At 73.0% G+C, this 14,041-nt stretch carries 11 protein-coding genes; 9 read left to right on the top strand and 2 right to left on the bottom strand.

Annotated features, from left to right (window positions below; genetic code table 11):
• The first annotated feature begins 230 nt into the window (after window positions 1–230).
• The 3 genes from ACTVZO_RS22755 (at window position 231) to ACTVZO_RS22745 (ending at window position 3,354) form a co-directional block, all read left to right on the top strand.
• Window positions 231–2,654 (top strand): helicase C-terminal domain-containing protein, encoded by a 2,424-nt coding sequence (locus tag ACTVZO_RS22755; protein ID WP_443300154.1) that lies wholly within the window; start codon window positions 231–233, stop codon window positions 2,652–2,654.
• Between the two features lie 65 nt (window positions 2,655–2,719).
• Window positions 2,720–2,935 (top strand): type II toxin-antitoxin system VapB family antitoxin, encoded by a 216-nt coding sequence (locus ACTVZO_RS22750; protein WP_443300153.1) that lies wholly within the window; start codon window positions 2,720–2,722, stop codon window positions 2,933–2,935.
• Entirely contained in the window at window positions 2,932–3,354 is a 423-nt protein-coding gene (locus tag ACTVZO_RS22745; RefSeq protein WP_443300152.1) for a PIN domain nuclease, read from the top strand. The genes ACTVZO_RS22750 and ACTVZO_RS22745 overlap by 4 nt, the downstream gene beginning before the upstream one ends.
• Window positions 3,355–3,724: 370 nt before the next feature.
• On the opposite strand, the gene ACTVZO_RS22740 is transcribed toward ACTVZO_RS22745, so the two are convergent.
• A complete protein-coding gene (locus ACTVZO_RS22740; protein WP_443300151.1) occupies window positions 3,725–4,657 on the bottom strand; it encodes a LysR family transcriptional regulator in 933 nt (310 codons plus the stop codon).
• A 111-nt stretch (window positions 4,658–4,768) separates the two neighbouring features.
• Between ACTVZO_RS22740 and ACTVZO_RS22735 the strand changes: the two genes are divergently transcribed.
• From ACTVZO_RS22735 to ACTVZO_RS22710, 6 genes are all read left to right on the top strand, one after another.
• Entirely contained in the window at window positions 4,769–5,503 is a 735-nt protein-coding gene (locus ACTVZO_RS22735) for an SDR family NAD(P)-dependent oxidoreductase (RefSeq protein WP_443300150.1), read from the top strand.
• Window positions 5,503–5,946 carry a nuclear transport factor 2 family protein gene (locus ACTVZO_RS22730; protein ID WP_443300149.1) on the top strand — a complete coding sequence of 148 codons (444 nt, stop codon included), beginning with the start codon at window positions 5,503–5,505 and terminating at the stop codon, window positions 5,944–5,946. Before ACTVZO_RS22735 ends, ACTVZO_RS22730 begins: the two co-directional genes overlap by 1 nt.
• Window positions 5,947–5,948: 2 nt before the next feature.
• Window positions 5,949–6,155 (top strand): tautomerase family protein, encoded by a 207-nt coding sequence (locus tag ACTVZO_RS22725; protein WP_443300148.1) that lies wholly within the window; start codon window positions 5,949–5,951, stop codon window positions 6,153–6,155.
• 542 nt (window positions 6,156–6,697) lie between these two features.
• Complete coding sequence (locus tag ACTVZO_RS22720) at window positions 6,698–6,838, top strand: WYL domain-containing protein (RefSeq protein WP_443300147.1); 141 nt, start codon at window positions 6,698–6,700, stop codon at window positions 6,836–6,838.
• A gap of 164 nt (window positions 6,839–7,002) precedes the next feature.
• Window positions 7,003–10,497: a molybdopterin-dependent oxidoreductase gene (locus tag ACTVZO_RS22715; protein WP_443300146.1), complete on the top strand. Its 3,495-nt coding sequence runs from the start codon at window positions 7,003–7,005 to the stop codon at window positions 10,495–10,497.
• Between the two features lie 89 nt (window positions 10,498–10,586).
• Window positions 10,587–12,293, top strand: a complete 1,707-nt coding sequence (locus ACTVZO_RS22710; protein WP_443300145.1) for an aspartate:alanine exchanger family transporter — start codon at window positions 10,587–10,589, stop codon at window positions 12,291–12,293.
• Window positions 12,294–12,354: 61 nt separating this feature from the next.
• On the opposite strand, the gene ACTVZO_RS22705 is transcribed toward ACTVZO_RS22710, so the two are convergent.
• A complete protein-coding gene (locus tag ACTVZO_RS22705; protein WP_443300144.1) occupies window positions 12,355–13,821 on the bottom strand; it encodes a helix-turn-helix domain-containing protein in 1,467 nt (488 codons plus the stop codon).
• Window positions 13,822–14,041: the final 220 nt, after the last annotated feature.

The following is a 14,041-nucleotide window of genomic DNA, read 5'->3' as shown; positions in this document are numbered from 1 at the left end:
GCTGATCGCTGTCCGGCTCTTCGGCGTGCCGTGGTTGCATTTCTAGTTGCGTTTATATCGCCTCAATCCGGACTTTCGGCACATCGGTGGCCGACGCCGCCCTCCAAGTACCGCTACCTGGGGAGGAACCCCTTCCGTTCCGCATCCGCGACCCCGGCGAAGGCACCATGCTTGAACTCTGCACCGGAACGGCTTCGGTGCCGCTCCGGCCCGGTTCGACGAGGTGCCCCATGAAATCCCGATCAACGCTGGCGTCCTGGCTGGGCAGCCTCGACGCTCCGCGCCTGGCGCGTGTGCTCGCTGTCCGGAAGGACGCGGCGTCATCTCCGGAGCCGCGGACGGTGGGGGAACTGGCGGACCGCCTCCAGCGCCCGGGGTCGGTGGCGTTGACCCTGCCGCAGCTCCCCCTGCCGTGCCTGCAAGGGGCCGAGGCGCTGGCGGCGCTGGGAGGACCGGCGTCGCGCGATGCCCTGGCGAAGCTGCTGGGAGCGACGGGCAGCGCAGCCGCCCGCAGGCTGAACTCCACGCTGGAGGTGCTGGCCGATCACGCGCTGGTGTGGCCGGACGGCACCGGAGCACTCCGCATGGCCTCAGCCCTGCGGCAGGCGTGGGACACACCCCTGGGGCTGGACGCCCCTCTGGAGAAACTGCTGGCAAGCGTGACCTCGGACGAGCTGCGCACCATGCTCGTGACCCTCGGCATCGAGCCACCCGGCACCAAGCAGCAGCGACTGGCGGCCTTGGTGGATCACCACAGCGACCCGCAAGCCATCGCCACACTGGTGGCACGGGCACCGGCAATCACACAGAAGCTGCTTGCCCGCCAAGCGGAATCCGCGGCGGGGCAGCGGCAGTTCATCATGTTCGGGTCACCCGGGCCCGACCTCGAACCCGGCGCCCGATGGGCACTCGACCGGGGGCTCCTGGTCGTGGACCGCCACCGGTACGGCCCCGCGCGCGTGCCCGTCGAAGTCGCGCTGGCGCTGCGCGGGCCGGACTGGCACGCCCCGTTCGCCCCCCTGCCGCCTTCCACACAGGTGGTGCCCGTCGGCGCCGCCGAGGTGGAACGGGAGGCCGCAGCCGCGTCCACGGCACTTGCCGCCCAGGCCGCCTCCGTCTTGTCGGCCTGCTCCGCTTCCCCGCCGGCCAGGCTCAAGTCCGGTGGGATCGGCGCACGTGAACTGGCCCGGATCGGTAAGGCGTCCCAGGCCGACGACAGCGTGGTCCGCATCGTGCTGGAGACCGCGTACGCCGCCGGACTACTGGGCCGGGACGGCGACCGTGTGGCACCCACCGCGACATACGACGCCTGGGCGGACCAGGAGCCCGCCGAGCGACTCGCTGTACTGCTCCAGTCATGGCACCACCTGGCGCGCACCCCCACCCAGGCGCGCGACGAGGACAACAAGGCGCTCCCCGCCCTCGCGGGAGCACCTCCTTGCCCTGGCTGCCTGCAGGCCCGGCACGGACTGCTCCAGGCGGCGGCACAGCTCCCGGCGGGACACGGCGCGACCACCGCCGCGGACCTGGGGCCGCTGGTGGCCTGGTATCGCCCACTCGCCGACGCGTCGCCCTTGGATGGGACACCGTTCGCCACCCTGATCCGCGAGGCCGAGCTACTCGGCGTGCTCGCCCGCGGCGCTCTGTCTCCCCTCGGCCACGCCCTGCTGGAAGATGACGTCTCAGGACTGGCCGCCGTATGCCGGCGGCTCCTGCCCACGGCCACCCGGACAGCACGGATCGGCGCCGACCTCACCGCCGTCGTCACCGGCACTCCCTCGGCACCACTCGCCGCGCTGCTGGATTCTGTCGCCGACCGCGAGACCAGCGGCACAGCCTCGGTCTGGCGATTCAGTACCGGCAGCGTCCGCCGGGCCCTGGACGCCGGGTACACGCCGGACGACCTCACAGCCAATCTGGCCGCCGTCGCTACCGGACCGCTGCCCCAGCCCCTGTCGTATCTCATCGCCGACACCGCCCGCAGTCACGGCCGCGTGCGCATCGCCCCTGCCGCCTGCGTCATCCACGGTGAGGAGCCAGCGCTGCTCGCCGAGCTCGCCGCCCACCGCAAGCTCGCCAAACTCGGCCTGCGACAGCTCGCGCCCACGGTGCTGGTCAGCCGCAGCCCGCTCGGCGCGACCCTCGCCGCGCTCCGCGCCGAGGGCTACGCCCCCGTCGCCGAGACCGCCGACGGAACCGTACGCATCGAGAAGACCCGACCGCAGAGGGCCGCCGCCGTACCGACCCCCCGAAAGGCCGGCTCGGGCGCCGACCGCCACAACGCGGTCAACCACACTGTGAGGACGCCGGCCGGCACCGACCCGAACGCCCTGGCCGCCCGCCTCCTCGTCGCCCCGCCCGCCACCCCGGACCCCGACCCCTTCGGCAGCGGGGTCCCCTTCGGCACCGACACCGAGGAGATCGTCGCCGGGTACGCAAAGCGGCTGTCCTACGCCGATGTCCGCCAGCTCGCCCACGCCATCGACACTGGAACGCCCCTCACCGTCGAATACGTCGCCACCTCCGGCAACCGCACGGTGCGCACCCTCAGCCGGCTCGAACTCGACCCGCCCTACCTCGAAGCCTGGTGCCACCTGCGCGAAGACGAACGCGTCTTCACCCTCTCCCGCATCCACAGCGTCATGCCGACGTGAATCCATGGCGTCGCTGAACAGTGAGAGGTATAGTTGTTTCCACATTTGATATACAGGAGGTGTACATGAGTCGGACAGTGATTGACCTCGATGACGAGCTGGTGGCAGATGTAGCCAAAGCGCTGGGAACCAGCACCAAGAAGGAGACGGTCAACACGGCCCTGCGCGAGGTGCTGGAGAACAGGCGGCGGGCGCTGGCCTTGACTCGCCTGCGTGGCGCGGCCGACGAAGGCGCGTTCGATCTGACACTCTTCGAGGACAAGCGGAACTACCGACGGTGAACGCCGCTCTCTACCTGATCGACACCAGCGCCCTCGCCCGCTTCATGCGGGGCGACGCGGAGCAGCACGGCTGGGACCAGGCGGCGGCCGCCGGCCTGATCGCCACGTGCCCCGTCACCGAGCTGGAGTTCTTCTACAGCGCCCGATCGGCTGCCGACCGGGCACGCGGCATCGAGGACATGCGGCTGCTCTTCGGCTGGGTCCCGGTCGACGATCGCGCTTACGACCGGGCCTGGCAGGTCCAGGAGGCCCTCACCAAGCAAGGCAAGCACCGCAGCGCCGGCGCGGTGGACCTCGTGGTCGCCGCGACTGCCGAGTTGCAGGGACTCACCCTCCTGCACTGTGACCACGACTTCGAATGCATCGCCGCAGTAACCGGCCAGCCCCTCCAGTGGTACGGCCCGGAGGGCCGTAAGTAGCCGAGCAGTGGTTGCAGTTCTGGTTGCATTCACGTCCATCCGGGGCCGTCCGGACCAGGCCGCCCAGGACAGTCCGCCGCAGGTCAGGCCGGGCACGACCCCTGCCGGACCGCCGTACGAACATGTGGAAAGCGTGTTGGGGGCAACCCCTCACGAGTTCGAATCTCGTATCCTCCGCCTGATCGAAGGCCCGGACCGCACCTGCGGTCCGGGCCTTCGGTGTCTCATGTCTGCAGTTCCTGTCACGACCGGTCCGCCCTGAACAACAGGTGACGGCAGTCGGTGAAGGGCGACGCGCTGCTGGAGCTGCTGCGCCGGGAGCTTTCTCGGCCCCGGGACAGAAGTGGCCGCCAGGAGGCCGACCGGATTCTCAACCCTCCGCACCCGTGGGCGCAGTCGTCGGGGCGGCCGGGGTGAGGTGCGCGGCGAGGATCTCGACGAAGGCGTCCACATGCGGCGGGCGGGGACCCGGGCGGGTGGCGCAGTACCAGGTGCGGGTGAGCGGCCGGGCGCCGATCCGGACCAGGGCGAGGCGGTGGCTGGCGGCATAGGGGGCGGCGACCCAGTTGGGCAGGACGGTGGCGCCCTGGCCGCCGGCGACCATTTCGATCAGCAGGTCGGTGATGACAGGCATCAGGGTGATCCGGGCGGGCCGGGCGCCTGGCGGCAGGGGCAGCGGGACCGCGGGGATACGGCTCTGGTCATAGACGTCGTACAGCACGAGTCTCGCGTCGGCGAAGTCTCGAGTGGTGAGGTGGCTACGCCGCGCCCAGGGGTGGTGGTCGGGGACGACGGCGACCATCTCGTCCTCGAACAGGGCGGTGAGGTGGACCCGGTCGAGTTCACGGTCGGGTTTGGTGACCAGGGCGACGTCGACGAGGTCGGCGAGCAGGGCGGGGACGGGCGCGTCGTCAGCGACGGTCTCGATCCGCAGTTCGGCGTCCGGTTCGCGGTGGCGGAATGCACGGATGACCGGCGGCAGCCAGGTGAAGGTGGTGCTGCACTGGGCGGTGAAGCGGACCCGCCGGTGCCGCCCGTCCCGCAGGTCGCGCAGGTCCCGCTCGGCGGAGTCGAGTTCGGCGAGGATGTGGCGGGCGGCAGCGAGCATCCGGCGTCCGGCGGCGTTGGGGACAAGGCGTCGACCCGCGCGGTCGAAGAGTTGCAGGCCGAGCCGGTCCTCGAGCCGCGTGAGGCGCTGGCTGAGGGCGGGCTGGCTGACGTAGAGCTTGGTGGCCGCGGCGGTGAGCGAACCGGTTTCGGCGGTCGCGGCGAGCAGTTCCAGGTCGCGCAGGTCGAAATCCATAACTCCAAGTTATCTCACGCTCCAATCGCCGTCGTGGAGTTATGAGCGGCAGGCTCCTAGGTTCGAGTCAGCGGGCAACCACCGCTTCGAATCAGCGAGGGAGCACCATCCATGTCCACCACCACGGTGATCGTCACCGGTTCCTCCAGCGGCATCGGTCTGGACGTCGCCCGGGCGTTCCTGGCGCGCGGCGCAAATGTCGTGCTGAACGGCCGGGACGCCGACCGCCTCGCCAAGGCGGCGGCGTGCCTCGGCCACCCGGACCGGGTTGCCCCCGTACCGGGGCCGATCGGCGCCGCGGCGACCGGCGAGGCGCTGGTCCGGGCCGCGGTCGAGCGCTTCGGCGGGGTCGACGTCCTGGTCAACAATGCGGGGACGTTCGCGCCGCGGCCGTTCACCGAGGTCACCGAGCAGGAGCTGGACGGCTACCTGACGGGCAATCTGAAGGGCACCTACCTGACCACCCAGGCGGTGGTGCGCCAGCTGCGCGAGCAGGGCCGCGGCGGTTCGATCGTCAACATCGGCACGGTGCTGGTGGACCACGCGCTCACCGGGTTCCCGGCCTCGGCGCCGGTGGTCAGCAAGGGCGGGGTGCACGCGCTCACCGTCAGCCTGGCGGCGGAGCTGGCCCCGGAGCAGATCCGGGTCAACCTGGTGGCACCCGGCGTGGTCCGCACCCCGCTGCACGGCGGCGCGGACGTGGACTCCTTCGGCGGCCTCGCCCTGCTCAACCGGGTCGGCGAGGTGGGCGAGATCGCCGAGGCTGTGGTGTACCTGGCAGGCGCCGAGTTCGTCACCGGGCACGCCCTGCGGGTCGACGGCGGCCACGTCACCGGTCGGTCCTGATGACGGGTCCACAGCACCCGCAGCACGGCCCCCGATCGACCGACTCCCGTGCGAGCGAACCGCGTACGAGCGTCGCCGTCGCGCTCACCACGTACTTCGACGGCCTGTACGAGAGCGACACCGACCTGCTCGCCGGGGTCTTCCACCCTGCCGCCGTGTACGCGAGCGCCACCGAGGGCGAGCTGCTGCACCTGAGCATGGCCGAATACCTGCCGATGGTGGCCCAACGCGAACCGCCCGTCGCCAGGCGGGAGCCGCGCCGGGACCGGATCGTCTCGATCGAGTTCGCCGGACCAGTCACCGCACTGGCCCGGGTGGAGTGTGCGATCGGGGAGCGCCGGTTCACCGATCTCCTCACCCTGGTCCGGGTGGAGGGACGCTGGCAGATCATCGCCAAGGTCTTCCACTACGAGCGCGCCGAGCGCGTCGACACGGAGGGCTGAGCATGCCGTACGTCCAGGTGCGGATCACCCGCGAGGGGGCGAGCGCCGAGCAGAAGGCCGAGCTGATCGCCGGGATCACCGAGTTGCTGGCCCGGGTGCTCGACAAGGACCCCGCCACCACCTTTGTGGTGATCGAGGAGGTGGAGCTCGAGGACTGGGGAGTCGGCGGCCTGCCGGTCGCCGAGTTCCGGCGCCTGCGGGCCGGCTGACCTACCGTGTCTCCGCCGCCGATGCGTTTACCTCCCGGCCGTTGGGCGGGCGCGTCGGCGGCCGAACCGTCCGTACCCGCCGCGCCGTCCTGCGTCCTGGGTCAGTAGGGGTCTCAGCGGAGGGAGGACGGCCGCAGACGGACACGGACCGCTGGCGGCGGCAAGGGTGCTGATCCCCGACGGCAGGGGCGGATCATGCTGGTCCGGGTCTGATGCCAGGCGAGGCAGCCAATCGGCAGACTCGTCCCCAAGGCACCTGTTGGTGATCCTCTTCACGAACCTGCCGTGTGCCCCTCGGGGCCATCAACTCGCCTCGGTGGCTTTCGGCAGTGAGAGGAGTCCGCCGCCTGCGACCCGAGCGCCTTGGCGATCCGGCTGCTGACGGCCTCGCCCGCTCCCGAACCGGCGCCACTCGGCGGCGGAGCGCCCCGCTCGGACACCGAGGAGATCGTCGCCGGGTGGGCGAAGCGCCTGCCGTACGGCGACGTCCGCCGGCTCGCGCCCATGCTATCGACGCCGGCCAGGCCGTCACCGTCGAGTACGTGGCCGCCTCCGGCAACCGGAGCGTGCGCACACTGAGCCACCTCGCACTCGACCCGCCCTCCCTGGAAGCCTGGTGCCACCTGCGAGAAGACGAACGCGTCTTCACCCTCTCCCGTATCCGCAGCGTCATGCCGACGTGAAACCCCTCCAGTGGTACGGCCCGGAGGGCCGCAAGCAGTCCAGCAGCGGCGAGCGGACAGGTCTTCGGGCCCTGGGATCAGGGACGAGTGGCCGGGGAAAAGACCGATCAGACGGCGTCCAATGGGGGGTGCGGCGACGAGGCCGCCGGCGTCGGGAGGTCCCAGTGGCGGTCGAGGAGAAGCGCGGGTTCTGCACCCTGTGCAAGTCGCGCTGCGGAGCGGTCTACACCGTCGAGGACGGCCGGCTCACCGGCGTGCGCCCGGATCCGGAGCATCCCACCGGGGCCGCCATGTGTCCGAAGGGGCGCTCCGCGCCCGAGATCGCGCACAGCACCCGCCGGCTGACCACGCCCCTGCGCCGGACGCGGCCCAAGTCGGACCCCGACCCGGGCTGGGAGCCGGTCTCCTGGGACGAGGCGATGGGTGAGATCGCCGAGCGGATCGGGAGGATCGCCGGGGAGAGCGGGCCCGAGGCGGTGGCGTTCGCGGTGGCCACGCCCTCGGGGACGATGGTGTCGGACGCGACCGAGTGGATCGAGCGCTTCGTGCGCCACTTCGGCAGCCCGAACACCGTGTACAGCGCGGAGATCTGCAACTGGCACAAGGACTTCGCGCACGCCTTCACCTTCGGCTCGCCCCTCCCGCCGCCCGACTACGCGCACGCTGGTCTCGCACTGCTGTGGGGCTTCAACCCGGCCAAGACCTGGCTGTCGCAGTCGGCCGCCGTGTCCGCCGCGCAGGCGGCCGGCATGAAGCTGGCGGTGGTGGACCCGCGGCGGTCCACCAGCGCGCTGCGGGCCGATCACTGGCTGCGGGTGCGGCCGGGCACGGACGCGGCGCTCGCGCTGGGCCTGGCGAACCTCCTGATCGAGAACGGGACGTACGACGAGGAGTTCGTACGGGCCTGGACCAATGCCCCGCTGCTCGTGCACACCGGCACCGGGCGGTTCCTGCGCGCCGGGGAGCTCGCCGGGGGCGGGGACGGGAGCCGGGGCCCGGAGGGGTTCGTCGTCTGGGACGAGGAGCGCGGGGTGCCCGAGGCGTACGACACCGGGCGGGCCGCCCGGCGGCCCGGGCGGTTCGCGCTGACCGGGGTGCGCCGGGTGGTGACGCGTACGGGCGAGGCCGTCGACTGCGTCCCCGCCTTCCAGCGGTACGCGGAGGCCTGCGCCCGGTGGCCCGCCGACCGGGTCTCGCGCACGACGTGGATTCCCGAGCGGGAGATACGGGCGCTGGCGGCGGAGATCGGCGCGGCGCGTGCGGTGACGTACTACGGGTGGACGGGGGTCGGCCAGAGCGCGAACGCGGCCCAGACCGAGCGCGCGCTGGCCACGCTGTACGCGCTGACCGGGTCGTACGACACCCCGGGAGGCAACCACGTCGTGCCCCCGCCCCCGTACAACGCGGCGGCCTCCTTCGAGCAGTTCCCGCCGGGCCAACGGGCCAAGGCGCTCGGCCTGGACAAGCACCCGCTGGGGCCGCCCGCCCTCGGCTACGTCAACGCCGGCGACCTGTGCCGCGCCATCGAGGAACACGAGCCCTACCCGGTGCGGGCGTTGATCGGCTTCGGGTCGAACCTCGTGGTGGCGCAGCCCGATTCGGACCGGGTGGCGCGGGCGCTGCGCGAGCTGGAGTTCCAGGTCCACCTCGACCTGTTCGCCAACCCGACCAGCGCCAGTGCCGACATCGTCCTGCCGGTCAGCAGCGCCTACGAGCACGAGGCCCTGCGCTTCGGCTTCGAGATCGGGCACCGCGCCCAGGAGCAGGTGCAGCTGCGGCCGCGGCTGGTCGAGCCGCTGGGCGCGGCGCGGTCCGACACCGAGGTCGTCTTCGACCTCGCCTGCCGCCTGGGCATGGGCGGGCTGTTCTTCGACGGGGACGTCGAGGCGGCCTGGAACTGGCAGCTGGAGCCGCTCGGCCTGACCGTCGGGGAACTGCGCGGGCGGCCCGGCGGGGTACGGGTGCCGCGGCCGCTCGCCTACCGCAAGTACGCCTCGGAGACCGGCGGCGACGGCCGGGTGACCGGGTTCGGCACGCCGACCCGCCGCGTCGAGCTGTACTCGGAGCGGCTGCTGGAGCACGGCCATCCGGCCGTCCCCGAACACCGCGACCCCGCCCCCACCGACTCGGCCTTCCCGCTGGTGCTGACCTGCGCCAAGCACGGGTCCTTCGTCCACAGCCAGCACCGCGGGCTCACCTCGCTGCGCCGCCGCGCCGCCGACCCGTGCGTGGACATGAGCCCGCGCGCGGCGGCCGTACGGGGCATCGCCGAGGGCCAGTGGGTGGAGCTGTCCACCCGGCTGGGGAGCATCCGCCTGCGGGCCCGCTTCGACGACTCGCTGCACCCGTCGGTGGTGGTCGGCGAGTACGGCTGGTGGCAGGAGGCCCCCGACCTGGCGCTGCCCGGGGCCGATCCGCTCGCCGCGACCGGCAGCAACCTCAACCGGCTGGTCGGCCACGAGGGCGCCGACCCGCTGAGCGGGTCCGTGCCGCTGCGTTCCGCGGTGTGCGAGATCCGGCCGGCGCCCGGTGACGGCACCTGGACCGGCACGCGCCCGTTCACCGTCACCGCCGTGTCCGCCGAGGGCCCCGGCGTACGCGCGCTGCGCCTGGAGCCCGACGACGGCGGCCCCCTGCCCGACTACCGTCCCGGACAGCACCTGACCGTCCACGCCCAGGACCCCTCCGGCTCCGCGGAGGATCAGGAGCGGGATCCTGAGCGGGATCCTGAGCGGGATCCTGAGCGGGATCCGGCAGAGGCCCTGGTTCCGGCAGGGGATCCGGCGGACGGCCGCAGCTACTCGCTCACCGGCCCCGCCACCGAGGCCGGCCGCTCCGCCTACCACCTCGCCGTACGCCGCCTCCCCGGCGGCGCCTTCTCCACGTACGTGCACGAGCGGCTCGGCGTCGGCGACCGGCTGCACCTCACCGCCCCCCGCGGCGTCTTCCGGATCCCCACGCACACCGACACCCCGGTGGTGCTGCTCGCGGGCGGCATCGGGATCACCCCGTTCCTCGGCTATCTGGAGACGCTCGACCGGACCGGCGGCACCGTCCCCGAGGTCGTCCTGCACCACGGCAACGACAACTCGGCCGACCACCCCTTCCGCGACCGGCTGCGCGGACTCGAAGAACGCATCAGGGCGCTGCGCATCGTCGACCACTACGCGAACCCGGGCGCGGGCGACGTACCCGGCCGGGACCACGACCGCCGCGGCTTCGTGACGGCCGCCGACATCGCCCCCGGGCTGATCGCCCGCCGCGCCCGCTTCTACCTGTGCGGCCCCGGGCCGATGCTCGACTCGCTGACCGCGGGCCTCAAGGCGCGGGGCGTGCCCGGCTTCGAGATCTTCAGCGAGCGGTTCCGGGCCGAGCGGCGGGAGGTCGCCGTCCCGGACGACGCGGCCTTCACCGTGCGCTTCGCCCGCTCCGGCCGCGAGCTCACCTGGCACAAGGCGGACGGCACCCTGCTCTCCCTCGCCGAACGGGCGGGCCTCTCGCTGCCCAGCGGCTGCCGGGTCGGCCAGTGCGAGAGCTGCGCCTGCACCGTCCTCGCGGGCGAGGCCGCCCATCTGGTCACGCCGTCCGAGGACCTCCCCGACGGCGAGGTCCTGACCTGCCAGTCCGTCCCGGCATCCGATCTCGTCCTGGACGCCTGAGCCGCCCGCCGCGCCTTCGCCCGCATGCGCGTCCCCGGCGGCTCGCCTAGCGTTTTCGCAGGCGGCCGCAGTGGGAGGCAGGAAAGCGGATGGAGTGGTTCAGGGCGAACGTCTTCCGGCCCCACCCGGAACTGCTGATCTTCCTGACCATCGCCGCCGGCTTCCTGCTCGGGCGGCTGCGCTACCGCTCCATCGCCCTCGGCGCGGTCACCGGATGCCTCGTCGCCGGACTGGTCATCGGCTCCCAGGCCAAGGTGGAGATCGACGGGCCGATCAAGTCGGTCTTCTTCCTGATGTTCCTCTTCGCCCTGGGCTACGACGTGGGTCCGCAGTTCTTCCGCGCCCTGCGCAAGGACGGCCTGCCCCAGGTGGTCCTCGCCGCCATCGTCTGCGTCAGCGGACTCGCCGCCGCCTGGGCCTTCGCCGCCCTGGCCGGCTACGGCCCCGGGCTCTCCGCCGGGCTGCTCGGCGGCGGGCTCACCCAGTCGGCGGTGATCGGCGTCGCCTCCGACGCGATCTCACGCCTCCCCGGCCTCGGCCCCGCCCAGGCCCGCGACGAATCCCACCTGGTCGCCGTCGCCTACGCGGTCACCTACCCCCTCGGCACGGTCCTGCCCGCCCTGCTGCTCGCGGGGGTGCTGCCGCGCCTCGTCCGCAAGGACCTCGCCGCCGAGAGCGCCGTACTGGCCGCCGACCTGGAGGCGGCGGAAGAGGATCCCGACGCCGGGGAGGGCTACTACAAGCACGTGCTGCGCGCGTACGACGTGGACGTGCCGCGCTTCGCGGGCCGCACGATCGGGGAGTTCGAGGCCGACCAGAAGGCCGCCGGGCGGCGCCTCTACATCACCCGGCTGCGCCGCGCGGGCAAGATCCTCGAACACGATCCGGACACCCGGATCGAGCTCGGCGACACCCTGGCGGTCAGCGCGGTCCGCGGGGACCTGGTCGCGTACGACGCCCGCAGCCACATCGGGATGGAGACCGACGACAGCGAACTGCTCGGCTACCGCACCGAGTCCCTGCACGTGGTCGTGACGGGCCGGCGCGGTGAGCGCGGCGCCCGCACCATCCGGACCCTGCGGCACGAGGAGTTCATGCCGGGCGTGTTCATCGAGGGGCACTGGCGGGCCGGCGTCGACCTGCGGGTGCGCCTGGACAACACCGTCGAGCGCGGCGACACCCTGGCCCTGACCGGGCCCCGGGAGCGGGTCGACGCCGCCGCCGCGGAGCTCGGCACGCCGGTGCCGACCAGCTTCGCCACCGACATGGTGTGGATCGCCCTCGGGCTCTTCCTCGGCGGCTGCCTGGGCATCCCCGCCCTGCACGCCGCGGGGGCCCCGCTGTCGCTGTCGACCTCGACCGGAGCCCTGCTGATGGGCCTGGTCTTCGGCTGGGTCCGCAGCAAGTACCCGACGTACGGGAACCTGCCGTCGGCCGCGCAGTGGCTGATGGGCACGCTCGGCCTGTGCGTGTTCGTCACCGTCGTCGGCCTCAACGCGGGCCCCAGCTTCGTCCCCGGCCTGCGCCAGGCCGGGTGGCCGCTGCTGCTGTGGGGCGCGGTGGTCACCACGCTGCCGCTGCTGGCCGGGTTCCTCTACGGGCACTTCGTGCAGCGGCTGCCGCTGCCGATCCTGCTCGGCGCCCTGGCCGGGGCGCAGACCACCACGGCCGCGCTCGGCGCCCTCGCCGAGCGGGCCCGCAGCCAGATCCCGGCCCTCGGCACGACGGTCCCGTACGCCCTGGGCAACGTGCTGCTGACGATGTGGGGCTCGGTGATCGTCCTGCTACGGCGGTGACCCGCCGCTCCTCCGCCGTCCCGCCGTCCCGCCCCGTCCCCGCCGTCCCGCGCCGTCCCCGCTACAGACAGCGCAGCGCCGCGTAGAGGTCGAGCTTGTGGTCCAGGCGGGAGAGGTCGCGGCCCGTCAGGACCTGCACCCGTTCGATCCGGTAGTGCACGGTGTTCACGTGCAGGTGGAGGGCTTCCGCCGTGCGCGCCCAGGAGCAGTTGTTGGCGAGGAAGACCTCCAGGGTCTCCCGCAGCATCCCGTCCCCGAGCGCTCCCAGCGTCCGCGCCCCGAACACCTTGCGCACCTCGGACGGCACCCCGGCGAGGAGTTCCGCGAGGGTGCCCAGCTGCTCGACCGCGCGCACCGGAACCTCCTGGTCCGTCGCCGTCAGGGCGAACCGGGCCTGGCCGAGCGAGGCCCGCAGCCCCTGCGCCCCGTCCGCCGTCCCGGTCCGCGCGCCCGCGCCCAGCCGCAGGTCCGCCTCCGGGCCGCCGCAGGCCCGCAGCAGCGGCCACGCCGAGCGGAGCCGGTCCGCGGGCCCGGTCCCCGCGTCCGGTTCCTCGTACAGCACCGCCGCCGTACGGCCCGCCGCGTACGGGACCCCGTCCAGGTGCTCCAGCGCTTCGGCCAGCGCTTCTCCCGAGGTGGCCGCCAGCGCGCGGTACCCGCCGCCCGCCGGGAGCCCCGCGGCGGACAGCGCCTCCTCCAGGGCCCCCGGGTCGGCCGGTCCGGGCTCCTCCAGCAGGGCGATCAGCTCCTGGCCCGCCGCCCGGGCCAGGGCGGCCCGCCGGTTGTGCCCGTCGCGGTAGCGCGCGAAGACCTCGGCGATCTCGTGGAGCACGCGCGGCGGCGCGGCGTCCGGATCGGGCAGGAACAGCCGCCAGGCGTCGTACGGGGAGCTCTCGGCCTCGATGCCCAGCGATATCCCCTCGCGCCCGGACACGGCCACCGCCCGCTCGGCGGGGAGCAGGGGTGCGGACGGGGTACGGGCCACGGTGCGGCCGCTCGCGGTGAGCAGGTAGCCGCTGACCCGGCCCAGGTGCGCGCAGGAGCGGTCGAGCAGTTCGGCGGCCCCGGCCCCGGACTCGAGCAGCCGGCTGAGCTCGCCGCGCACGTTCTCGGGGAGGGCGAAGGTGCGGGTCGGGCGGCGGCTGAGGTCGCCCCAGTGGCGCAGGTACACCGCCTCGGTCACGGCGCGGAAGCTGGTGCGCGCGGGGACGGCCACGATCGGCACCCGGTGGGCCCGGCAGGCGGCGACGAGTGCGTCGGGCACCCGGCCGTGGGTCTCCTCGCCCGCCAGCAGGGCGGTGGCCCCGGCCCCGGCGAGCGCGGCGACGAACCGGTCGGCCTTGGCCAGGTCGCCCTCGGTCCACCAGACCAGCCCGCTGAGGACCAGCTCGCCCGGCCCCAGGAAGCGGCCCGGGTCCTCCAGGTCGGTGGCCGTGACCCCGCTGACCTCCTGGCCGAGAAGGGCATCCTCGCCCCAGAGCAGGGTGAGGCCGAGGCTGTCGGACTGGAGCAGGTCGAGGACGTGCACGGCAGGGTCTCCTTGCGATGGGTGGCAGCCCGCATTCGCGAGGTTGATCGGGCGATAGCCATCGTAAATGCAAGGGCAAGTGGGTTCTTTTCTGTCTGGTTGATCCTCCAGTACGGACCATCCCGCGGCCGTGCGTTTCCGTGCCCGAGCCCAGTCGTCCCACCCCCGGCCGCCTTGCTTCACTGGCGGAAACACCCGGGGCACGGAAGGGCCGGTGGCG

This window comes from Streptomyces sp. IBSNAI002, assembly GCF_052244475.1.
In the GTDB taxonomy this organism is placed as follows: domain Bacteria; phylum Actinomycetota; class Actinomycetes; order Streptomycetales; family Streptomycetaceae; genus Streptomyces.
Note: the sequence above shows the minus strand (reverse complement) of the source record. Positions and strands in the feature narration are given on the sequence as shown.